The organism is Kolteria novifilia, from assembly GCA_007748055.1.
Classification (GTDB): domain Bacteria; phylum Planctomycetota; class Planctomycetia; order Kolteriales; family Kolteriaceae; genus Kolteria; species Kolteria novifilia.
The window spans coordinates 1,564,114-1,585,444 of sequence record CP036279.1; the positions used below are offsets into that span (position 1 = coordinate 1,564,114).

At 62.3% G+C, this 21,331-nt stretch carries 20 protein-coding genes; 12 read left to right on the forward strand and 8 right to left on the reverse strand.

The window, feature by feature from the left end; all coding sequences use genetic code 11:
• Nucleotides 1-212: 212 nt before the first annotated feature.
• On the reverse strand, nucleotides 213-959 hold the full coding sequence (locus Pan216_RS05780; RefSeq protein WP_145256098.1) for a class I SAM-dependent DNA methyltransferase: 747 nt from the start codon (nucleotides 957-959) through the stop codon (nucleotides 213-215).
• A gap of 505 nt (nucleotides 960-1,464) precedes the next feature.
• On the opposite strand from Pan216_RS05780, the gene Pan216_RS05785 reads away from it, so the two are divergent.
• The 3 genes from Pan216_RS05785 (at nucleotide 1,465) to Pan216_RS05795 (ending at nucleotide 4,079) form a co-directional block, all read left to right on the forward strand.
• The gene (locus tag Pan216_RS05785; RefSeq protein ID WP_145263668.1) at nucleotides 1,465-2,493 is read left to right on the forward strand and encodes a DUF1559 family PulG-like putative transporter; all 1,029 of its coding nucleotides are present in this window, start codon (nucleotides 1,465-1,467) and stop codon (nucleotides 2,491-2,493) included.
• 11 nt (nucleotides 2,494-2,504) lie between these two features.
• On the forward strand, nucleotides 2,505-2,891 hold the full coding sequence (locus Pan216_RS05790) for a hypothetical protein (protein ID WP_145256101.1): 387 nt from the start codon (nucleotides 2,505-2,507) through the stop codon (nucleotides 2,889-2,891).
• Nucleotides 2,892-3,134: 243 nt separating this feature from the next.
• Complete coding sequence (locus Pan216_RS05795) at nucleotides 3,135-4,079, forward strand: outer membrane protein assembly factor BamB family protein (RefSeq protein ID WP_419193302.1); 945 nt, start codon at nucleotides 3,135-3,137, stop codon at nucleotides 4,077-4,079.
• A 25-nt stretch (nucleotides 4,080-4,104) separates the two neighbouring features.
• Here Pan216_RS05795 and Pan216_RS05800 read toward each other — a convergent pair whose 3' ends face one another.
• From Pan216_RS05800 to Pan216_RS05815, 4 genes are all read right to left on the reverse strand, one after another.
• Nucleotides 4,105-4,761, reverse strand: coding sequence for a class I SAM-dependent methyltransferase (locus tag Pan216_RS05800; RefSeq protein WP_145256104.1), 657 nt, complete (start codon nucleotides 4,759-4,761; stop codon nucleotides 4,105-4,107).
• Between the two features lie 423 nt (nucleotides 4,762-5,184).
• Complete coding sequence (gene accC / locus Pan216_RS05805) at nucleotides 5,185-6,537, reverse strand: acetyl-CoA carboxylase biotin carboxylase subunit (protein WP_145256107.1); 1,353 nt, start codon at nucleotides 6,535-6,537, stop codon at nucleotides 5,185-5,187.
• Between the two features lie 28 nt (nucleotides 6,538-6,565).
• Complete coding sequence (gene accB, locus Pan216_RS05810) at nucleotides 6,566-7,066, reverse strand: acetyl-CoA carboxylase biotin carboxyl carrier protein (RefSeq protein ID WP_145256110.1); 501 nt, start codon at nucleotides 7,064-7,066, stop codon at nucleotides 6,566-6,568.
• Nucleotides 7,067-7,208: 142 nt separating this feature from the next.
• Nucleotides 7,209-8,267 (reverse strand): M24 family metallopeptidase, encoded by a 1,059-nt coding sequence (locus Pan216_RS05815; protein ID WP_419193303.1) that lies wholly within the window; start codon nucleotides 8,265-8,267, stop codon nucleotides 7,209-7,211.
• Between the two features lie 283 nt (nucleotides 8,268-8,550).
• Between Pan216_RS05815 and rpsB the strand changes: the two genes are divergently transcribed.
• The 5 genes from rpsB (at nucleotide 8,551) to Pan216_RS05840 (ending at nucleotide 12,177) form a co-directional block, all read left to right on the forward strand.
• The gene (rpsB, locus tag Pan216_RS05820) at nucleotides 8,551-9,555 is read left to right on the forward strand and encodes a 30S ribosomal protein S2 (RefSeq protein WP_145256116.1); all 1,005 of its coding nucleotides are present in this window, start codon (nucleotides 8,551-8,553) and stop codon (nucleotides 9,553-9,555) included.
• Between the two features lie 44 nt (nucleotides 9,556-9,599).
• Nucleotides 9,600-10,229, forward strand: a complete 630-nt coding sequence (gene tsf, locus Pan216_RS05825; RefSeq protein ID WP_145256118.1) for a translation elongation factor Ts — start codon at nucleotides 9,600-9,602, stop codon at nucleotides 10,227-10,229.
• A gap of 324 nt (nucleotides 10,230-10,553) precedes the next feature.
• Complete coding sequence (pyrH, locus tag Pan216_RS05830) at nucleotides 10,554-11,288, forward strand: UMP kinase (protein WP_419193304.1); 735 nt, start codon at nucleotides 10,554-10,556, stop codon at nucleotides 11,286-11,288.
• 3 nt (nucleotides 11,289-11,291) lie between these two features.
• Nucleotides 11,292-11,849: a ribosome recycling factor gene (gene frr, locus Pan216_RS05835; RefSeq protein ID WP_145256121.1), complete on the forward strand. Its 558-nt coding sequence runs from the start codon at nucleotides 11,292-11,294 to the stop codon at nucleotides 11,847-11,849.
• Between the two features lie 37 nt (nucleotides 11,850-11,886).
• A complete protein-coding gene (locus tag Pan216_RS05840) occupies nucleotides 11,887-12,177 on the forward strand; it encodes a hypothetical protein (protein ID WP_145256123.1) in 291 nt (96 codons plus the stop codon).
• Nucleotides 12,178-12,254: 77 nt separating this feature from the next.
• On the opposite strand, the gene Pan216_RS05845 is transcribed toward Pan216_RS05840, so the two are convergent.
• The gene (locus Pan216_RS05845; protein ID WP_419193305.1) at nucleotides 12,255-12,752 is read right to left on the reverse strand and encodes an EVE domain-containing protein; all 498 of its coding nucleotides are present in this window, start codon (nucleotides 12,750-12,752) and stop codon (nucleotides 12,255-12,257) included.
• Nucleotides 12,753-12,969: 217 nt separating this feature from the next.
• On the opposite strand from Pan216_RS05845, the gene Pan216_RS05850 reads away from it, so the two are divergent.
• From Pan216_RS05850 to Pan216_RS05860, 3 genes are all read left to right on the forward strand, one after another.
• Nucleotides 12,970-14,448: a glycosyltransferase family protein gene (locus Pan216_RS05850; RefSeq protein WP_419193306.1), complete on the forward strand. Its 1,479-nt coding sequence runs from the start codon at nucleotides 12,970-12,972 to the stop codon at nucleotides 14,446-14,448.
• Between the two features lie 129 nt (nucleotides 14,449-14,577).
• Nucleotides 14,578-15,999: a sulfatase gene (locus Pan216_RS05855; RefSeq protein WP_419193307.1), complete on the forward strand. Its 1,422-nt coding sequence runs from the start codon at nucleotides 14,578-14,580 to the stop codon at nucleotides 15,997-15,999.
• Nucleotides 16,000-16,064: 65 nt separating this feature from the next.
• Nucleotides 16,065-17,390, forward strand: a complete 1,326-nt coding sequence (locus Pan216_RS05860) for a carbon-nitrogen hydrolase family protein (protein WP_419193655.1) — start codon at nucleotides 16,065-16,067, stop codon at nucleotides 17,388-17,390.
• A 39-nt stretch (nucleotides 17,391-17,429) separates the two neighbouring features.
• On the opposite strand, the gene Pan216_RS05865 is transcribed toward Pan216_RS05860, so the two are convergent.
• The gene (locus Pan216_RS05865) at nucleotides 17,430-18,884 is read right to left on the reverse strand and encodes a sulfatase family protein (protein WP_145256135.1); all 1,455 of its coding nucleotides are present in this window, start codon (nucleotides 18,882-18,884) and stop codon (nucleotides 17,430-17,432) included.
• A gap of 318 nt (nucleotides 18,885-19,202) precedes the next feature.
• Here Pan216_RS05865 and Pan216_RS05870 point away from each other — a divergent pair, with 318 nt between their 5' ends.
• The gene (locus Pan216_RS05870) at nucleotides 19,203-20,237 is read left to right on the forward strand and encodes a hypothetical protein (protein ID WP_145256138.1); all 1,035 of its coding nucleotides are present in this window, start codon (nucleotides 19,203-19,205) and stop codon (nucleotides 20,235-20,237) included.
• A 3-nt stretch (nucleotides 20,238-20,240) separates the two neighbouring features.
• Here Pan216_RS05870 and Pan216_RS05875 read toward each other — a convergent pair whose 3' ends face one another.
• The gene (locus Pan216_RS05875; protein WP_145256141.1) at nucleotides 20,241-21,242 is read right to left on the reverse strand and encodes a glycosyltransferase family 2 protein; all 1,002 of its coding nucleotides are present in this window, start codon (nucleotides 21,240-21,242) and stop codon (nucleotides 20,241-20,243) included.
• Between the last annotated feature and the right edge of the window lie 89 nt (nucleotides 21,243-21,331).

Sequence of the window (21,331 nt, forward strand, 5' to 3'; positions counted from 1 at the left end):
GCAGACTGACTGAAGCGGAAAGCGATGCTCCGCTAGCAGTCCGTTGATCGAAGCGGGCCAAGGTGAGAACGAGTCATGTTGGCCAAGATCAAGGAGAAGAAACGCAGGCGAATCCGTAGATTCGTCGAGTTTCTTTGACGCGGACATTGACCCAAAAGGGCCGTTCGTAGCCGGCAGCGAATAGATCAGTGGACTGCTAAGCGGCGGCATGGTCAGGAACGCCGTTTCGCGGTCATTCCCATCAGGAAGGGATGCTTGATCCAGTAGTCCCAATAGTCGGCGCCAAATAGCTCCATGCCCTCCGGCGCGATCATTGGCCGATGCCAGGTGATCTGATCGAGGCCCGCCTCGTGAAGAACCGACTCATAGGTCTCGTGGCTGTAGTGGTAGACCTCCATCTCCACGGTGCCGCCCCCGGGGAGATAACCCCAAACGCGCACGGGCGTCCCGTCGGCGACCTCATGTGGGACCTCCTTGCCGACGTTGTAGGCCCTGAGCTTGCCGAACTGCCGATACGCGATGTCGTGGTGATTGTCGATGGTGGCGAAGTGGCCGTCGGGAGTCAGATGACGGGCGATCGTTCGTCCCATCTCGAGCAAGTCGCCCGTGGTGGGTGAATAGCTCAGAAGCCAGCCGGCGGTGATCCGATCGAAGCGTTCCCCGAGGTCGAGCCCCCGAACGTCGTGCGTCGCGTACTCGATGCCGAGGGGCCGCTGGGCCTCCTGCGCGGTCGCCAGATCGATCATTCCTTGGGAGAGATCGACCCCAACCACCCGGCGAGCGCCATGCCGTTTGAGCCGTCTGGTCAGATGGCCCTCGCCGCACGCCAGGTCGAGGACCGACTTGCCCGCGAGGTCGCCGACCAGTTCGCGGATCATGTGCTCTTCGCAGTGGAGACGCCATGGTTCGTTCTTGATCTCTTGGTACTCTTGCGCGATGTCGTCGTAGTTCGTCTCCAAGGCGAGTTCCCTCTCCGGTGGCCGGTCTTCCCGCGTCGTCGCCTCGAATGATAAGGGGCCGCGGCGGGAATGGGCAGCGTTTCCGTCGATCGAGTCGGCGATGACCGTCGGCTTCCGAGTTCTTTCGTCCCGCTGGGCGGATGGTCAAAGTGGACCAGCGATGGCGGCAATTCTGGATTACGCCTTCAAGAACTGGGGAGAAATGAAGGTTCGGTGGCTCATCCAGCGGCGACAAACAAGCATAAGAAGAGCATTTACTAGCACTTAGGGCGTTCCGTAAGCTTCCGAAAATACTGATTGGGCTATCGACATTGTTGAGCGAGCGTCGATAAGGATGTACAATATTCCGTCTGGGGGAAGTTGAGGGGAAGGCGAAGTGTTCCGGACGCCGCTGGGGACCAATTGCGGCTCGGACAATCCGACGACTTGATCGACAGGCTCGTTGGGGCGACCATTTCTTCACTTCAGGTCATCACGTCACGTCTAAACCGAGAGGAAAAGGACCATGGAGAGTCCGCGCTCGAAGCGGTATTCGTTGGGGTTCACTCTGGTCGAGTTACTCGTGGTCATCGCGATCATCGGTGTCTTGGTGGGGCTCTTGCTTCCCGCCGTGCAGCAAGCTCGGGCGGCGGCTCGTCGAAGCCAGTGTCAGAACAACCTCAAGCAACTTGGCACCGCGGTGCTCACGTATGAGTCCTCCCACGGTCAGTTTCCCCCCGGCGGCATCTACAACGATACGACGGGAACCGCGACCGACTCGACCCGTCAATCGGGACGTGCTCCCGATTGGGGCGCCACCTGGATGACGATGATCCTGCCGTTCATCGATCGCCAATCGCTCGCGGACAAGTACAACTTCAGCCTTCCCGCACAACATTCCGACAACGAGGAGGTCGCCGGGCAAGTCGTCGAAGCGTTCCTCTGTCCCTCGTCCCCCCGCCCGACGGCACGACAAACCCACACCGGTTCCGAGGGAACCGGGCCCTTCGCCCGCGGCAATTACGGCGCTTGCTTCGGCGCGGGACGGGCTTGGCAGGCGAGCTACATAGATCAGAACCGCTTCAAATCCGCCTTCAACGCGGTCAAGCAGTACGGAGCGAAACTGGGCGATATCGCCGACGGTACCAATAAGACTTTCATGCTCGGTGAAGTCCTCAACGCCCACGACAGTGGCGATGACGGACGCGGACTCTGGTCCCATCCCGCCGGATGCTATTTCAGCATCAACGTCCTGGAAGCTTCGGGCGGCGGGCTCGACTACACGCGTGTCATGGTCCCCAACGGCAACGCGTACGACTCCAACAAACGCGACGAGCCTGCCTCGTGTGCCAATGGCTTGACGGGGCCGCAACTCAGTTGCAACGATGGCAACGGCACCCCTGCGCGGATCGCTCTTCGCAGTAACCACGAGGGCGGCGTCAATGTCGTCTTCTGTGATGGAAGTGTCCACTTCATCGGCAATTCCATCGATGAACGGATCCTCTACGGAGCGGCGACGATCGCTGGCAACGAGATTGTGGAGATTGGCCGCTAATGACATGTTCGATGATTCGTTTTCTCAAGACGAGCATCGCCCTGGCGATGCTCGTGGTGGCGGGATGTGCTGACGGCAATGGTGCCGGCAGCCCGGAGAACGATGCCCGCAAACCGGAGGTCTTCGCCAACACCGTCAGGGAGGCGATCGCTCGGGCGAGCGCCGAATACCCCAAGGCTCCCGTCGCTTGCGCGATGGAGCTTCAGAATCTCGTCGAGAACCTGGGGGACTTGAGCGGCCGACCGACCGGCGACCAAACCGCGACCTATGAGGAGATTCAAGGCATCGCCAAGGAGCTAGTCTCCACCCTCAACAAGGGCAAGGCATCCTCCTCGGCCAAGGAACAGTTGGACAAACTCGTCGAACTGGGCAACAAGCTTCCAGGCGCCGAGGGCTGACCGCGCTTTTCTCCAGACACCTCTGTTCGTGCATCGCAAGCTGGGGCGCAACGCCCCAGCGGTACTGTGTGTTCCCGCTCGCCTCTCTCGGCGCCGGTGAGTCTCTCTCAATCTTCAAAACAACTCGTGGTGGCATCGGGGATCTCCCCGTTGGGCGATTGGTTTGTTAGTATTGTTAACGATGTTGTTGGGAGCCATCCTCTTCTTTGGATGGCTCAAGGGACTGGGGAAAAGGGAACGACGATGAGACGACTCCATCTTTTCTTCTGGGCCGTGGCTAGCCTAGCGCTTCCGTCCGACTTGCGCGCGGATCACCGACTCGTGATTCAGGGGAATGGCCAACTGGCGATCGTCGATGCCAAGGGGAACATCGAGTGGTCGATGCCCTGGGGTGGGATCCACGACCTCCACGTTCTTCCCAACGGACACCTGATGGTCCAGCAGGGAATGGGCAAGATTGTCGAGATCGACTCTGAAACCAACGAGGTCGTTTGGAGCTACGACGCCGCCAAGAGCAATGGCAACCAAGGCAAGCGGGTTGAGGTTCATTCTTTCCAACCGCTGCCCGGCGGGGCGGTGATGATCGCCGAATCGGGATCGGGCAGGATCATCGAGATCGACCGCGAGGGGAAGCTGACCAAGGAAGTCCCGCTCCAGCTCGATCGTCCCCACCCCCACTCCGATACTCGGCTCGTTCGCAAGCTTGCCAACGGCCACTACCTGGTCGCTCATGAGAACGACGGCAAGGTACGCGAGTACGACGCGGCGGGGAGGGTCGTCTGGGTGTACGAAGTCCCCCTCTTCGGCAAGACGCCTAGGCCCGGCCATGGCCCGAGCGCCTACGGCAACAAGCTCTTCGGCGCTCTTCGGTTACCCAACGGCAATACGTTGATCGCCACGGGCAATGGCCATCGCGTGCTCGAGGTCAGCCCCGACAAGGAGGTCGTTTGGCGGCTCGATCAGGAGGAACTTCCCGGGATCAGGTTGGCGTGGGTCACCACTCTGGAGGTCTTGCCCAATGGTCATTACGTGATCGGCAACTGTCATGCCGGACCGGGGCAGCCCCTACTCATCGAGATCGACCCGAAGTCGAAGAAGGTCGTCTGGACATTCGACCAGTTCGAGAGGTTCGGCAACAGCGTTCCCAACAGTCAGTTGTTGGGCGTCGAGGGAAAGGTGATTCGCTAGCGGTGAGCTTGAATCATCGGACTTCCTACCGCGGTGAGAGAACCACCGCCTCCGACGCCAATCCCCAACAGGTGACGACTCGCCGGTCCACCAAGGTCCACTCGTTTGGATCGAGCAGCTCCTCCAAGCGAAGCGGGCGACACCCTCCCACCAGCCGCGGCGACAACGAGTGGACCGCCGACCAGACTCCCATCACCCCTCGCGAGATCGGTTCCTCACCCCAAGTCAGTCCGACCAAGCCGCAGCGTCCCGTCGGCGTTAGCACCCGATGGGCCTCGCGCAGGAACTGTCGGATGTCTTCTTCGCTCAGCAAGTCGAGCACGTAGGTCGAGATGATGTGGTCGCGGGAGCCGTCGTCGAGATCGAGTTGGATCGTGCCATCGCTTTGAATGAGTCGGACGCGGTCGAACCAGGGCTCGAGGCGATCGTCCGCGAGAGCGATCATCGTCGCGCTGGCGTCGATGCCGACATAGTGACAAGATGATGGCAGCTCGTGATGAAGGAGCTTCTCCGCGAGTCGTCCGGTCCCGACGCCGAATTCGAGGAGACGCTCGGCGCCGGAGAAGTCGAGTTGGTCGAGGAGGGCGGCGATCGGTCGGTCTTCGTACCAGCGCTGGTTGTCCTGCCGCGCCCCGAAGCGATCGTAGAACTGCCTGGCTTGTTCGTGCGTGAGCGTTTGCATGGTTCCCTCCCTCGCGGAGATGGCGACGTGTTTCCGATGCGAGTCTCTCTGCTTCTAGTACGTGTTCGTTCGCCGCTCGGTTGGAGGGATCGCTCACGCGCATGAGGCGATAGGGGTCATGGTGACCCATCGCGTATTCACGAAGTGAGTGCTAGGTGGACGAACGCGGCAAGCCGAGCCTCGGCGGACGACAACACCTCGTCGTGCCCTTGCTCTTGTCGGATCTTGGAGAGTCAGACCGGCAAGTCACCGAAGCCGTCTCTTCGGGACTCGGGGATCTTCGAACCGGGTAACCTGGGGCTTACGCCATCAGGCTCTACTCGGCCGCCGCGTCGCGGCTAATTGCCAACGCTTCCCAGAGGCGCGGGGCGATGACCTCGCACCCCTTTGCGTGTTTGAGAACGAGTGACTGGTGACCAGTCGCTACGCTTCGTCGTTGGTGTAGGTGCGCTCGAGGTACTTGGTGTCGATGCCGCCCTCGATGAAGGCGCTGTCGCGGAAGATGCGACGGTGGAGAGGGATCGTGGTGGCGATGCCCTTAATGTGGAACTCGTCGAGGCAGCGACGCACACAGGCGATCGCTTCTTCTCGCGTCGGCTGGTGAACGATCAGCTTGCAGATCAGCGAATCGTAGTTCGGCGGGACGCGATAGCCGGCGGAGACATGGCTGTCGATCCGGACGCCGTAGCCGCCGGCGGGACGCCACTCCTCGATCAGTCCGGGGCTTGGGCGGAAGTTGTGTTCCGGGTCCTCGGCGTTGATCCGGCACTCGATGGCGCAGCCGCGTTGCTCGATCTGGTCTTGGGTCCAGGGGAGCGGTTCGCCGGCGGCGATCTTGATTTGCTGTTTGACCAAGTCGATGCCGGTCACCAGTTCGGTGACGGGGTGTTCGACCTGGATGCGGGCGTTGGCTTCAATGAAGTAGAAGCGATGGTCCTTGTCGACGAGGAACTCGCACGTCGCGGCGTTGATGTACTTGGCCGACTTAATGAGCCGGACCGCCGCCTTGCAGATGTCCTCGCGAACCGACGAGGGGAGGCCGGGCGCCGGGCTTTCCTCGACAATCTTCTGGTAGCGCCGCTGCATCGAGCAGTCGCGTTCCCAAAGATGGACGACCGACCCTTGGGTATCGGCGAGGATCTGCACTTCGATGTGTCGCGGCTGTTCGATCAGCTTCTCGATGTAGACGGAGCGATCGTTGAACGCGGCCTCGGCTTCGGCTTGGGCCTGTTGCAGGGCCGAGTGCAGGGAGATGTCGTTGCTGGCGACGCGCATCCCGCGCCCGCCGCCGCCGGCCGCCGCCTTGATCAGGACGGGGAAGCCGATCTCGTGGGCGAGGCGAATCGCCTCTTGTTCGTCCTCGATGGCGCCGTCGCTCCCGGGAACGGTGGGAACGTTGTTCTCCTTGGCGAGATCGCGGGCGGCCGACTTGTTGCCGAGCAGCCGCATCGACTCGTGGGAGGGGCCAATAAACTCGATCCGGCAGGAGCGGCAGACCTCGGCGAAGTGCGGATTCTCGCTCAGGAAGCCGTAGCCGGGGTGAATCGCTTCAACGTCGGCGATCTCGGCGGCGGCGATGATCCTCGGGATGTTGAGATAGCTCTCCGCGGAGGGGCCGGGGCCGATGCAGATCGCCTCGTCGGCGATTTTCAGGTAGGAGGCGTCGCGATCGGCCTCGCTGTAGACCGCGACCGATTGAATGCCGAGGTCCTTGCAGGCTCGGATGACCCGCAGGGCGATTTCACCGCGATTGGCGATCAGGATACGCTGGAACATGGTGGAGTCGGGTCTCCGCTCGGAGGAGTTAGGTGGAGACTCGGAAGAGAGGTTGGCCGAATTCGACCGCGGCTCCGTTCTCGACGAGGATTTCGGCGATCGTTCCACCGACGCCGGCGGGGATCTCGTTGAAGACCTTCATGGCTTCGATGATGCACACCGTGGAGTCCTTGGTGACCTTCGCTCCCACCGAGACGAAGGGGTCGGCGTCGGGGCTCGAGGAGGCGTAAAAGGTGCCGACCATCGGGCTGGTGATGAGCGTGCCGCTCTCTTCGGGTTTTTCGGGCTTGGCGGGCTCGGTCGAACTCGGGGCGGCCGCGGCAGCCGGGGCGAGCGCCTGCGGGACCGCCGGCATCATACCGGAAGAGACCACGACGTTGTCGGGGCCACGGCGGAGCCGAACCCGCGAATCGTCCCACCGAAGGTCGACTTCGGAGAGGTCGTTCTCTTTCATCATGCGAACGAGCTGGCGAATCTTCGCGATGTCGAAGGGAGTCCCTTCCGGAGGTGAGCCCGAGTTGCTGGCCATGAGCCGGAGGTCCTTAAGCAAGCCGCGACATGTCTGAAGGTCATCGCACGCGACCACCGACCCCATCGGCGGCCGCGTTCGCCGGGAGGGCCCGTTGGGCGAGGGTTCTCGAACGCTCGAAAGCACCCGTTGCAAACTCGCCTTAGACGACGGTCTCTTCTAGGTGCTTTGGGACGCTGGTCAACACCTCGTGCCCATCCTTCGTCACCAAAACGTCGTCTTCGAGGCGAATGCCACCCCAATCGTTGAGGTAGATCCCCGGTTCGACGGTGACGACCATGCCCGGTTCCAAGACGGTTTCCGAGCCGCGCCGTAGACCGGGGCCCTCGTGCACCGCCATCCCGATCCCGTGACCGAGCGAATGGCTGAAAGCGCTCCCGTGGCCGGCCTTTTCAATGACGCCTCGCGCGACGGCGTCGACGTCACCCGCGGTGACTCCGGGGCGAATCGCGTCAATCGCTTGCGATTGGGCCTTCTGAACAGTCTCGTAAATCTTGGCAAATTTGCGGCTGATCTTACGGGTGACCAAAACCCTCGTCAAGTCGCTGTGGTAGAACGTTCCCTTGGCGCCCCAGTCGATCAGGACGAACTCCGACTCACCGATCGGCTGGTCGGTGGGGATCGCGTGGGGCAGGGCGGCGCGACGACCCGCGGCGATAATCGACGGGAACGCGCACTGGGTGGCGCCCGAACGACGCAGGTAGTGCTCCATGTCGTCGGCGAGGCTCTTCTCGGTATCGGAGAGACGTAGCGACGCCCGCAGGATCCCGAAGGCCCGCTCGGCGAACGCGATCGCTTCGCGGATCTGAGCGATTTCCTCGCGATCTTTGATCTGCCGCAAGTCCTCGACCATGTTCTCCAGCCCGACCCACTCGGCACTGGGGAGGGCCTCCTTCAGAGCCTCATGGCGAGCTACCGTCAGGTAGGCCCGTTCGAAGCCGATCGCCCGGCAGCCCAGTTTTTTCAGTGTTTTCGTGATCGCTTTGGTCATCGACTCGCCGGTGCCGCGAATCACCGCATCGAGTCCCGGGCACTCCTCGGCGACCTGGTCGGTGAAGCGACCATCGCTGAGGAGGAGCGATCTCGACTTGGTGACGAGCAACTCGCTGGAGTCGCCGCGAAAGCCGGTCAGGTACGCGACGTTGACGGGATCCGAGACGAGCAGGGCGTCGGCCCCCTTCGATTTGAGGGCTCGGGCCAACTTGCTTCGTCGGCGCGAAAACGGTCCTGATTGGGTGGCTTTTGAAGGCGAATTGGTCGACTTCGGCATGAAATCCTCAAATTGCGTGCGGTTTTTCGTTCGTATTCGCGCATAAAGCAGGGTTCTCCCCGCGTCAGGATCGTTGTAGGGTCTTGCCGCGGAGCGAGGAGCTTTGGATGGCTCCCAAAAAAGGGCGTTGCGCTAGGGTGACGCAAGACGCAACAAACGATATAAAAGGCGTCTTCGTCGAAGAGTACCCAGAATATTGGCACGGAGACTTCGGGTGGCGATTGTTCAAGTCGATGAGTTGATTTCCGCCGGCGTTCATTACGGTCATCGTTCGAGCCGTTGGAACCCCAAGATGCGTCCCTACATCTACGGGAAACGCAATCTTATCCACATTATTGATCTCCGTGAAACGGTCCGTGGGCTGATTCGTGCCCATAAGTTCCTCCAGCGGATCGCGTCGCAGGGCTCGCTCGTCCTCTTCGTCGCGACCAAGCGTCAGGCCCAAGAGGCGGTCCAGAAGTCGGCCCATCGCTGCTTCATGCCGTATGTCCGCGAACGCTGGATTGGCGGAACGTTCACGAACTTTCGGACGATCCGTCACCGGCTTCAGCGCCTCGAGGAACTCGAGAGCCTCGTCCGGACGGGCGAGATCAACAAGTACAGTAAGAAGCGTCGCTCGAGCCTCATGCGAGAGATGCGGAAGATTCATCGTAACCTCAGTGGTATCCGGACGATGAATCGGATGCCCGGTGCCATGGTCGTGATCGATTCGCACCGTGAGTCGAGTGCGGTTCGCGAGGCCCGCAAGGTCGGCGTTCCGACGCTGGCGCTCATCGACACCGATAGCGATCCCGATAAGATCGACTTGGCGATCCCCGGCAACGATGACAGCATCCGGGCGATCGACTTGGTCCTGAACAAGCTGGCCGACGCGGTCCTTTCCGGACTTCACTCGCTGCCGAAGGATCAGGTCGAGAAGCTGGAGAGGGAGTTCACCAAGGCCCACGCGGAAGTGATCCCGCTTTCGGACGCTCCCGCCCCGGTCGTGACTCCTGGCGCCGCCCCCATTGAGGTCGCGGCGACGCCCGCCCCGGAAGCTCAGCCCGCCGCCCCGGCCCAGGCCGCTCCCGCGGAAGCTCCGGCGACCACGCCCGAACCGGCTCCCGCCGAGGCCGTGGCGACGACGCCCGCTCCGGAAGCACCGGCTGAGCCCGAGGCTTCGAGCCCCGAGCCCGAGGCTCCGGCGACGCCTGAAGCGGAAGAGAAGCCGAGCGAATAAGACAAGTACCAATAGCGCAGCGCAGGGAAGGGAGATCCAACCAAATGGCAGCGACCACGGCCCAGGCCGTCAAGGAACTCCGGGATATGACCGGCCTTGGGATGATGGAGTGCAAGAAGATCCTCTCCGAGGCCGATGGCGACATCGGTAAGGCCAAGGACATGGCCCGCAAACGGGGCCAGGAGAAGGTTGCCAAGCTCGCCGCTCGTTCGGCGAGTGAAGGAATCATCGAAGTCTACATCCATCACAACAGCAAAGTCGGCGTGCTCATCGAGCTGAACTGCAACACCGACTTTGTCGCTCGCAACGAGACGTTCCGCCAGCTCGCCCGCGACTTGGCGATGCACATCGCCGCGCTGAGCCCGCAGTGCGTCACCCGCGAGGAACTCGATCAAGAGGTCGTCAAGGGCATCCGCGAGCACCACGCCAAGGACGTGCCCCAGGGCAAGCCCGCCGAGGTGATCGAGAAGATCGTCGATGGCAAGATGCGCGTCTGGTTCGAAGAGCGTGTCCTGCTCGATCAGAAGTTCGCCAAGGACGATTCCAAGACGATTCGCCAGCTCCTTGAGGATGCGACTTCTCAGACCGGCGAGAACGTCACCGTCGCTCGCTTCGTTCGCTTCGAGGTCGGCGAGACCGCTCCGAAGGAGCCCGAGGAAGGCGCCGAGGACTAAGTCCTGGTCGGTTGGGCTTCGACCAACCTTGCTCCGGCCGTCGATTGACCTTGAGTCCCGGACGTCCGGCCGCCAGATAAGTAGAATTCCCTTAGTTCAAAGGGATCAGTGCCCACGCCTCGCGTGGGCACCTTCATGTTGACGCATGGCGTCGATGCGTTCATGGTGAACGTCGTTCGCGATGTTCGACGCCCCCACAGGCGAAGAGATCGCTTCCGGACGACCGCTTTGGGGCCACGAGGGGGCGATCGGGAAGTGGCGAGGAGTCGTCGAGCGCCTCCCCGCGATTGCTCGTCATCCAACCAAGATTCGAAGAGACATCCCGTGACCGATTCCGACCAGCCCCAGGGCTATCGCCGAGTCTTGCTCAAGATCAGTGGCGAAGGCTTCAGCAGCGGCGGCGCGACGGGCGTCAACGTGGCCGACGTCGCCAAACTCGCCGGCCAACTCGCCGAAATCGCCACCAGCGGCACGCAGCTCGCCGTGGTCGTCGGCGGCGGCAATATTATCCGCGGCGCCCGGTTCAGCGCCGGCACCGAGATGATCCAAGAGGCGACCGCCCACTACATGGGCATGCTCGGGACCGTCATCAACGGTCTCGCGCTGCAGGACGCCCTGGAGAACATCGGCTGCGAAACCCGCCTGATGACCGCGATCCGAATGGATGGCTTCGCCGAACCCTTTATCCGCCGCCGTTGCACCCGCCACCTCGAACATGGCCGGGTCGTGATTCTCGCGTGCGGAACGGGTAACCCCTTCGTCACGACCGACACCGCCGCCGCCCTGCGGGCTTGTGAGATCGGTGCCGATATCGTCCTAAAGGCGACGCGGGTCGACGGTGTCTACAGCGATGATCCGGAAAAGAACCCACACGCCGTGCTCTACGAGCGGCTTTCGTACAAGGAAGTGATCAGCGACAAGCTCGCGGTGATGGACGTGACCGCCATCGGCCTGTGCATGGAGAACAACATTCCGATCGTCGTCTTCAACTATTTGAAGGAAGGCAATATCGCCCGGGCGGTCGCGGGAGAACGTGTCGGGACCTTGGTGGGAGACTGAGCGATGGATAGCGACGAGATTCAGCTTGATGCCGAAGAACGGATGCAGAAGGCGGTCGACTACTTCCGCGACGAATTGGTCGGCATTCGCACCGGGCGTGCCAGTCCCGGACTCGTCGAAAGTGTTCGGGTCGACTACTACGGCTCTCCAACGCCGCTGAAGCAAATCGCCAGCGTTTCGGCCCCCGAAGCCCAGCTCCTGGTCATCCGTCCCTTTGACGCCAATGCCCTCAAGGAGATCGAGAAGGCGATCCTCGCCAGCGATCTGGGGCTGACGCCGAACAATGACGGCAAAGTCATTCGCCTCAACGTTCCTTCCCTCAGCGGTGAGCAGCGCAAGCGTCTTGCCAGCCGGGTTCGCGATCTGGCCGAGGAGGCCAAGGTGGCGATTCGGAACATCCGCCGCGACGGCAACAAAAACGCCGACGCCGCCGAGAAGTCCAAGGAGATGAGCGAGGACGATCGCGATCAACTCAAGGACGAGATTCAGAAGTTGACGAAGGAATATGAGAAGAACGTCAGCGATCTGGCCGAAAGAAAGACAGCGGAGGTGATGGAGTAGCCGCGCCGCGCGCGGACGTTGAGCTTGGGAGCGGAATATGTTTCACCACGTCGACCTCGATCTCGGTCCGGGTGACGAGCACATGGCTCCCCGAAGCCTTCGACTTCTCCATCGCGATCTCTCGCAGAGAGAGCAGCTCTGCGGGCAAGTTCGGGTCGGTTTCGCCGGCCGCTACGAAGTTGCCCTCGTTTCCACCGCCGAGGGAGTCACCCTCGACGTCAACGTCGGCTCCGAACGGCGCCAGTTGAGTCCCGAAGCCCTTCGCTCGCTCCTCGAGTCGATCGCCCACGGCGACCTCGGCACCGAATCCCTTCCCAAAGCCGCGTAGTGTGCCCTGTGCGCCAGGGTTTCCCAAGCAGGGTGGTTCGCGCTCTTGCGGGGAATCGGTGGTGCAAGAGGCCCGCTCTACTTCTTCTTCCTTCGTCCCATGCTGCGAATCTTGCGAAAGTGTGCGCCGTCGACGGGCTGAACGGAGAGTCGCATCCCGCGTTTGGTGACCATCATTTCGGCAAGAGCTTCCTCCTCCTTGATCTCGGGCAGCGACACCAGGTGGGGGAACTTTTCGACGAATTCGACATCGACCATCAGCCAAACGGGATTCTCGGGCGTTGACCGCTTGTCGAAGTGCTTGTTCTTCTTGTCCCAAGCGGTGTGGTCGGGATAGGCCTTTGACGCGACTTTCGCGATGCCGGCGACGCCGGGCGGATCGGCGTTGGAGTGGTAGAAGAGGACTTCGTCGCCGATCGACATCTCGTCGCGCATGATGTTGCGGGCCTGGTAGTTGCGGATGCCGTCCCACGGCTCCTTGCCGTCGCGTTCCAAGTCATCGATCGAGTAGTCGGACGGTTCCGACTTCATCAGCCAGTAGCGTTTCTTCGCGGCCATGCCCAAGGGCTCTCCCATCGTCTCCACGGCTCCATTGGTCAACCGTTTGTGATACTCCAGCGGAACGAAACGTCCGACGCATTCACGTTCCGTGGAAGCAATTCGTTCGGCGGTTGCCACCGCGCATGACCATCGAGTGCTGTCCCCTCCGGGTGGGTTTGGATTGCATGAGACGGACCAAGCGATCATGCTTCAACCAACGCGTCGGGAACCGACCATCAGGAGAGATTCTTCATTGAGACTCGTCAAGATTTTTCAGGCTCGAGACATTGGAGACGTGGTCTTTCTCCTCTCCCTCGTGCTCTTTCTTCTGCGCGCCGCCCTTCTGGCGTTCACGCTCAATCCCAGCGTGCCGCCCGACGAGGAGTCTCATCTCGGCGTGTCCAAGGTCTACGCCAAGACCCTCGGTCTGCCGACGAATGACGCGGAGTCGTACCGTTTCGGGCCGGTCACGCGGCAGCCCTACCTCTACTACTGGACGTCGGCGCGCGTGCTCAATCTGGTCCCGGCGGGCGGTGGAGAACTCACGGCGCTGCGACTGGCGAACGTCGCTTGCGGCGCCTTGCTGGTTGTTGTCGGCTGGGCGTGGATCAAGCAGTTGACATCGAACCTCGTGGTGCGATCGCTCTTTATCATCATGCTGACCAACACGCCGATGCTGACCTTCCTCTCGGCGACGGTGACGTACGACAACATGACGAACCTCCTCGCCGCCCTGGCGTTCTCCTGGCTCTATGCCTATTGGAGATCCCCGGGCCCCATCTCCCTTGGCTGGTTCGGATGCTGCCTATGCGCGGCGTCGTTGACCAAGGTGACGGCGCTCCCGCTCGTGTTGATTCTTGGCGCTGCCCTCTTGCTTCATGAAGCCGGCCGACTGCGGGGGCTTTGGGAATCGCTGCGAGGGTTGGTTTGGCCACCGCGGACCAGTCACCTCGCACTCACCCTCTTGCTCCTCCTGCTCGTGGGGCTGAACGTGGAACTCTACGGCGGCAACTTGGTTCGCTACGGTCGGCCAGTTCCCAAGACCCTGCAAGTGCTCACGCTCGAGCAAGCGATGCGGCACCGAATCTTCGCTCGCAACCACATCGTCGCCAGTTTCCTCGATGGAGATCTCTCTTTTGACCAAGCCCAACGAGCCGCGGCGTCGATTCCCCATCTGGGTGATCGTCGCGATACGGAGGGATTGCTGAAGCAGGCCAGGCCATTTCGCGAGGGATCGGCGCAGCCTCGTTCTCCCTTCGCCCATCTTCCGGGCTGGTGTTTCCTGATGGCCGAACGACTCTTCGGCGTGCTCGGGCACCAGATCCTCTTCAAGGATCCCTGGCACACGCGGATCGGCATGGGCGTTGTTGGGTTGGGCCTCGCGATGCTGTTGTTGCCACTGCCGATTCGCACCTGGCAGCCGGACGACGCTCCGGGTCGTTTGCGACTGATGTTCATTTCCGTGGCGATCGCGCTGGGCTACGCGAGCGTTCTGTTTTGGGTGAACTACACGATCTACGCCCGGTACGGGAGCATTCATCTCAGCGTCCAAGGACGCTACCTCTTCCCCGTTGCCTTGGCGATTCTGGGGCCGGTGGCGTGGGGGTTAATCGTCTATCTCCCGCGTGTGGGCCAGTGGCTGATGGCGGTGTTGGTTGGGCTCTTCTTTATCTTGAGCGACACACCGTACCTCTTATTTCGCGGTTTCGACGCGGGCTTTTTCGGTCCCTGAGTTGCGTCGCCTCGTCGGTTTAGGGTTCTTCGGGCGAGTCGACCGGGGTACTTATTGATCTTCTTCGCGGCGTACCCGAGAATGGGATCGCTCCGCGAGATCCCGCCTCCGCGTTCAAGGACTGCCGCCATGCATCGCTCCTCCCACGCCGTGACTCACCAAGGGACGCGCCTTGCCGCGGGATTCTTCTTGGTCGCGATGTGGCTTGGCGGAACGACGTCGGCACTTCGGGCCGCGGAATCGACCAAGCCTCCGAATATCGTCTTCATCCTCGCCGACGATCAGGGGCAGCATCAGATCGGACGGTACGGGAATAGCTTCTACGAGACTCCGAACGTCGATGGGCTCGCGGCGGAGGGGATGCTTTTCACCGATGCCTACGCGGCGGCGCCGACGTGTTCGCCGACCCGCGCGAGCATCATGACCGGCAAGTATCCCGCTCGGTTGCATCTGACCGAGTACATCCCGGGAAGAGAACCGGCCAATCGGCGGCTCTTGACCCCGAAGTGGACCAAGCATCTTCCCGAATCGGAAGAGACACTCGCGGAGTTGCTCGAGCCCGCGGGCTACACATCCGGTTTCTTTGGCAAGTGGCACCTCAACAAGGACAAGAACTACAAGCCCGGTCGACCGATGGACCCGGCGTCGCAGGGCTTCGAGGAGGTGCTGACGACGCGAAAACCCTCCGGGAAAGCCGATCCGAACGATGATGCCCACTCGGCCGCCAAGATCACCGCCGCGGCCCTCCGGTTCATGCGCGATCACCGCGACGGGCCGTTTCTCTGTTTCGTGTCGCATCACCTGATCCACACCCCGCTGTTGGAACGCGAACGGCTGATCGAGAAGTACAAAGCCAAAACGGGAGCCAACAACTCGCACCAGAAGCCGATCGTCGCCGCGATGGTCGAGACGCTCGATACGAACGTCGGCCGGTTGCTCGAGGGATTGGACGATCTCGGCATTGCCGACGAGACGATCGTGATCTACATGTCGGACAACGGCTGTTTGCACGGTCAGGACGAGCTCAAGCCGCTGCGTGGGGGCAAGGCACAGATCCTCGAGGGAGGGATTCGGATGCCGATGGTGGTCCGATGGCCCGGCGTGGTCGAGCCTGGTTCGACCTGTTCGGTGCCGGTCTCCTCGATCGACTTCTTCCCGACGCTCGCGGAGATTGCCGGGGAGAAAGCCACTGACTTGGCGATCGATGGCGTGAGTCTGGTTCCGCTCTTGCGCGGAGACGACGGCCTCGATCGCGAGGCGCTCTATTGGCACTTCCCCCACTACCACTCGGCGGGCGATGGGCCTTCGGGAGCGATTCGCAAGGGCGACTTCAAACTGATCGAGTGGTTTGATCGCAACGGGAAGGGAGGCCCGCAACCCGGTTCGGTGCAACTCTTCGATTTGGCCAATGATCCGGGCGAGCAGACCGATCTCGCGTCCGCCGATCCCCGACGCGCCGCCGCGTTGCACGCCCAACTCCAGCAATGGCGCCGCGACGTGGGGGCCCAGGAGATGCCCGCGAATCCGAAGGTCCACGAGGCCCGTCGCTGAGACGTCTCGCTGCTCAGCCAACGAGGAAGGAGTCACTTGTGTTTCGAGCGAACAACCTGTTTGGAGTGTCCTTGTTCCTTCTCCTTGTCGCCGCCATTCCCGGTTGGACCGAGGAACCGCCCGCGGGTTGGAAACCGGTCGCGGCGCGCGAGGAGATTCGCCCCGAGTTCGACTACGTTGCCGATGGCGGCCGTGACGGCAAGGGACGATTCCTGATCAGCCACGACCAGCGCGAGGGGCTCGACGGCTACTGGACGACGACGCTCCCGGTCGAGGCGGGCAAGCACTACCGCTTCGAGGCGTTCCGCAAACTGACGGGAGTCGCGTCCCCACGACGAAGCGCCCCGGCGCGGCTGATCTGGCGCGACGCCGCCGGCTCCCTGGTCGCGAACGATCGCGAGGCGACGCCGGAGCTACCCCGAGGTGGGACGCCGCTGGTTCGGCCCGAGCATCCGACCGACAAGCAGGCCGATGCCGAGGGCTGGACGGAAGTCTCTGACACCTACCTGGCACCCGCGCGGGCGACCGAGGCCGTCATCGAGTTGCACCTTCTTTGGGCGCCGAACGGCAAGGCCGAGTGGAGCGACATTTCCCTGAGGGAAGTTCCCGCGCCTCCGCGCCGACTCGTTCGGCTCGCCGCGGTGCACTTCATGCCCAAGGGTGGCCGCTCGACTGTGGAGAACTGTCGCATGGCCGCGCCGCTGGTCGAGAAGGCGGCCGAGCAACGGGCCGATCTCGTCGTGCTGGGGGAGACGCTTCCCTACGTCGGCCTGGGAAAGAAGCCCGCGGAGACGGCCGAACCAATCCCCGGTCCCACGACGACGTACTTCGGCTCGCTGGCGGACAAGCACGACTTGTACCTCGTGCTGAGCCTCTACGAACGCGACAAGCACCTCGTCTACAACACGGCGGTCCTGCTCGGTCCCGATGGCGAAATCGTCGGCAAGTATCGCAAAGTGACCCTTCCTCGCGAGGAGATCGAACGGGGCGTCGCGCCCGGCCACGACTTGCCCGTCTTCGAGACGCGCTTCGGAAAGGTCGGGATGATGATTTGCTACGACGGCTTTTTTCCCGAGGTCGCGCGAACGCTGACCAACAAGGGGGCCGAGGTGATCGCGTGGCCGGTGTGGGGCTGCAACCCCGAACTGGCGCGGGCCCGGGCGATCGAGAATCACGTCTACCTGGTCAGCAGCACCTACTGTGACATCGACCGCGATTGGATGCTCTCGGCGGTCTTCGATCATGCCGGAGAGACGCCCGCCCTGGCGAAGGAGTGGGGGACCGTCGCGGTGGCGGAGGTCGACCTCGATCGCCGGACCCAATGGCGTTCGCTCGGCGATTTCAAGGCGGTCCTTCCACGCCACCGACCGATCATCGCGGAGAAGGAGTGACCTCCGCGAGAGGTCGGCGACGCGGCTTGTGACTTCGCTTCAGCCTTGAAACTTACTTCGAGCGGGGTCGTCGAGTTTCTCCTGCCAGTCGCCAAGCTTGACGGAGAGTCGCTCGCGGATCGCTTTGTACTTCGGGTCGGCGGCGAGGTTGTGCACTTCGTCGGGATCGCTCTCGAGGTCGAAGAGTTGGGTGGTCCGCTTGCCCTTGACCGCGTACTCGATCAACTTCCACTTCCCCTCACGAACCGCCCGTTGCAAGTCCCGGTACGCGAGAAAAGCCGAGTCACGCACGCTGTCGCTCTTGCCGTCGATGATCGGCAGAAGGCTCTTTCCCTCGACCGATACGGGAACCGGTAGGCCCGCGTACTCGGCGAGTGTCGGGAAGATGTCAAAGAGATAGACCAGCGCGGCGGAGCTTCCCTCTTCGATCCCCGGTCCGGCGAAGATGAGCGGAGCCTTCATCGAGTGCTCGTAGAGGTTCTGCTTGCCGAGCAGCCCGTGGCTTCCGATCGCCAGTCCGTGATCGGAAGTGAAGACGACGAGCGTGTTGTCGGCCTCACCGGTGTCGCGCAGCGCCTCGAGGACGCGACCGACGTGGGCGTCGAGGTGGGTGATCATGCCGTAGTAGTCGGCGAGGTGTTGGCGGACCGCCTTCTTCGAACGCGGAAACGCCGCGAGCTTCTCGTCGCGGATCGTCAGTTCCCCGTTGTCGAAGGGATGCTCGGGGAGAAAGTTCCTAGGGACTGTCATGGTATCGGCATCGTAGCGATAGTCGCTTGGCGGGGTGCGTGGGTCGTGCGGCGCGGTGAAGGAGATGTACATGAAAAAGGGCTGGCTCGATGCCGACTCCTCGGAGTGGCGCCGACGCAGAAAGTCGACCGCCGCGCTCGCGAACGCCTCCGAGGAGAAGGTCGAACTCTTCGTCGCGCCTTTCCCCTGGGAAACCCGCTCCAGGGAGGTGAGGGGGAGTTCCTCGTGATTTCCCATGCCACCGAAGAAGATATTGTCGCCGGCCGTGAATCCCTCGATAGCGGTTGGCGAACCCTGATGCCATTTCCCGGTGCAGAAGGTGGCGTAACCGTGGTCGCGGAAGAACTTCGGCATCGTGATGTGGGGCGTCTTGCCGCGCGTCTGCTTCGTTCCCTTCCAAGGGACGCTAAAGCCGATGGGATTGTGCCAGAGCGTGCGTCCTGTCAGAATCATCGCTCGACTCGGGGCGCAGACCGCCGCGGACATCGAGCCCATGCAATAGGTGTTGTCGAAGATAAAGCCACGCCGAACCAACCGGTCGAGGTTCGGGGTCTTGATGCGATCGTTGCCCAGGGCCGTGATCGTGTCGACGCGCTGATCGTCGGAGAGCAAGAAGATGATGTTGGGTCGCTTGGTCTCTTCCGCGCCGGCGGACTGGGCGGGAGCGACGGCCAGCAGGCACGTGAGCATCCACGTCGAGTGGAGGATCAAGCGAGACAAGCGGTCAGTGACGGACGGTCGCATCGTGGCATCTCCATGGGGAATTCACATCGGTGGGTTGATCGTATCGTGCCGCGTGGAGCGGAACATCGCCGACTCGTTCGCGTGTGGTCGCGTTTCGTGACCGTCAGCGGACTCTTCCGCGATCGGTTCGGTCGGCTTCCCATTGATATAGTCAATCCGTCGCGCCGATCTTGTCGGGATCGAGGCGGAACATCGAGGAATCGGTCGGTACGATCCGCGATCTCGGCATCGCGCCCATCTCGCCCCGCACCAACTCGCTGAGCCTCGGGCAAATGGTCAACGTTGAAACGAAGCTTGGGGGGCCCTCGCGGGGAGGCGATGATCGGCGACACGGCGGATTCTTCCGATGAAGTGAGATCTTCGCGGGAGCGAGAAGAGGCCCTCGCTTTCGAAACGGCGTCGACCGGGAAGAGTCCCAGTGGACGACTCGCGGCGGGAATTCGTTGGCTGCTGTTCCTGGTCGTCTTGGTCTTCGTTGGCCGGTACGTGATGGTGCATGCTCGGGACGTCGGCTCGGTGCCGGTACCGAGCCCTTGGCTCTTTGGAGCTTCCACCTTGGTGGGGCTGGCGGGATACTCGCTTGTCGCGGTGGCGTATTGCTTTGTCCTGTCGCGGCATGGGGCGGAGGTCTCGTTTCCGAGAATGGTCGGCGTCGTTTACCTCCCGCAACTGGCGAAGTACGTGCCCGGCAAAATCTGGACCATCGTGGTCGCGATGGAACTCTTCGCGCGAGAGGGCGTTGCCCGACGTGTCGCCTTAGTGACGATCGCGCTGGTCATGGCGGCGGGACTGCTGGCGAACGTCTTAACGACGCTCCTGCTCGGTGGCGAGGTGATCTTGCGTCATTTCGGTCCGTGGACGTTCGGGATCGCCCTTGGATCACTCGTGGCGTTCGCGTTCCCGCCTTGTTTCTATGGCTTGAGCAATTGGGGGCTGCGGTTGTTGGGAAAAGAGCCCCTTTCCGCTCGGCTCAGCCTCTGGGAATTGCTACTGGTCGTGATCACGTTGGTGGTGACGTGTTTGTTGACGGGAACCGCTTTCTTTCTTCTGCTCGCGAGTTTCTACCCGGTTAGCTGGGACCAATGGCCGACCATCGCGGCGATCTTTCTCTCGGCGCAAGTCGCGGGATTCGTGGCTCTCTTCGCGCCGGCGGGCATCGGGGTACGCGAGGGGATTCTCTTAATGGGACTCCAGGGGATCGTCGGTCCTGGGCCGGCGATCGTTGTCACCGGCGTCTGTCGTCTCTGGCAGACCGCGATCGAGTTGATGCTGGCGGCGATTGGCTGGATCATGCTCCGGCACGCGCCCGCATCGTCGGTTGCCGAGGAGGCACGCGGGGATTCGTCGTCGTGACGGTTACTTTGTTTGGCCGGATCGAAACCTGGCGAGTTCGCGCGGCGAGAAGTGAACGCAGAGATGGCGGTTCGCGTCGGCATCCATCGCGATCGCACCGACGAGTAGATTGATTCCCGCGACGAAGCAGAATCCCGCGATGATCAGAGCGCCGCGGCGCAACAAGGCGGTGATCAAGAGCATGATCGTGAGATAGAGCCCAAGAGGGGCGAGCATCGCCACCAGGGCCAAGCCGGCGAGATAGACCAAGACGAGTGGGTGTCCGCTCATGAGGGTGTACTTCACCACCAAGCGGCCGAGGAACCCCAACAACAACAGCCGAAGAATCGGCAGCACAACGCGACTGATGCGCATCTTCGATCGCTCGCCCACGTTGTAGAGCGGTCGCACGGGGAGTTCGCCGACACGCATGTTGGCGATGTTGAGCTTGATGAGCACGTCGTTGGGACAGCCGTAGGTCGGATAGAGCCGGTCGAGGTCGAGGGCGTCAAGGGCGAGTAGCGAGATCGCGGTGTAGCCGCACTGCGAGTCGGAGACGTGCCAGTACCCCGAGGCGACTTTGGTCATCATGGAGAGGACAAAGTTGCCGAGCTTGCGGAGGCGTGGGATATGGGCCAAGCCGCCGGGGAAGGCGAAGCGGTTGCCCTTGGTGTATTCGACGCGGTCCTCGGCGATCGGACGGATGAGGGGCTCGAAGTCGACCGCGTCCATTTGGCCGTCGCCGTCCATCACGACGGTGATATCGTAGCGTTCCTCGCGGGCACGACGATACCCGGTCGCCACGGCGATGCCTTTGCCGCGATTTCGCTCGTGGCGGATGACCTCGAGGACGAAAGGGAGGGCCGACGCGATCGAGTCGGCGGTCGCGGCGGTGCCGTCGGTGCTCCCGTCATCGATCAGGAAGACGGCGTCGACAAAGGAGGGCACCGTGCGAAGGACCTGCTCGATCTGATGGGCCTCGTCCTTGGCGGGGATTACGACCGCGATCCGTTTCTCTTGGTACATCGAACTTCCTGTCTTTGTCGGATCGACGATCGGGTCGACGCGGACCGGTGGTGCGGTGTGGCGTTTGTCGGCACACTCGTGGCTCTCTT

Coding starts and splice junctions, on each gene's coding strand:
- Pan216_RS05800 (WP_145256104.1), bottom strand. CDS start 4,761: ATGCAAACGCTCACGCACGAACAAGCCAGGCAGTTCTACGATCGCTTC.
- Pan216_RS05790 (WP_145256101.1), top strand. CDS start 2,505: ATGATTCGTTTTCTCAAGACGAGCATCGCCCTGGCGATGCTCGTGGTG.
- Pan216_RS05795 (WP_419193302.1), top strand. CDS start 3,135: ATGAGACGACTCCATCTTTTCTTCTGGGCCGTGGCTAGCCTAGCGCTT.
- Pan216_RS05870 (WP_145256138.1), top strand. CDS start 19,203: ATGATCGGCGACACGGCGGATTCTTCCGATGAAGTGAGATCTTCGCGG.
- frr (WP_145256121.1), top strand. CDS start 11,292: ATGGATAGCGACGAGATTCAGCTTGATGCCGAAGAACGGATGCAGAAG.
- Pan216_RS05840 (WP_145256123.1), top strand. CDS start 11,887: ATGTTTCACCACGTCGACCTCGATCTCGGTCCGGGTGACGAGCACATG.
- Pan216_RS05865 (WP_145256135.1), bottom strand. CDS start 18,884: ATGCGACCGTCCGTCACTGACCGCTTGTCTCGCTTGATCCTCCACTCG.
- accB (WP_145256110.1), bottom strand. CDS start 7,066: ATGGCCAGCAACTCGGGCTCACCTCCGGAAGGGACTCCCTTCGACATC.
- tsf (WP_145256118.1), top strand. CDS start 9,600: ATGGCAGCGACCACGGCCCAGGCCGTCAAGGAACTCCGGGATATGACC.
- Pan216_RS05845 (WP_419193305.1), bottom strand. CDS start 12,752: ATGGGAGAGCCCTTGGGCATGGCCGCGAAGAAACGCTACTGGCTGATG.
- accC (WP_145256107.1), bottom strand. CDS start 6,537: ATGTTCCAGCGTATCCTGATCGCCAATCGCGGTGAAATCGCCCTGCGG.
- Pan216_RS05875 (WP_145256141.1), bottom strand. CDS start 21,242: ATGTACCAAGAGAAACGGATCGCGGTCGTAATCCCCGCCAAGGACGAG.
- Pan216_RS05855 (WP_419193307.1), top strand. CDS start 14,578: ATGCATCGCTCCTCCCACGCCGTGACTCACCAAGGGACGCGCCTTGCC.
- Pan216_RS05785 (WP_145263668.1), top strand. CDS start 1,465: ATGGAGAGTCCGCGCTCGAAGCGGTATTCGTTGGGGTTCACTCTGGTC.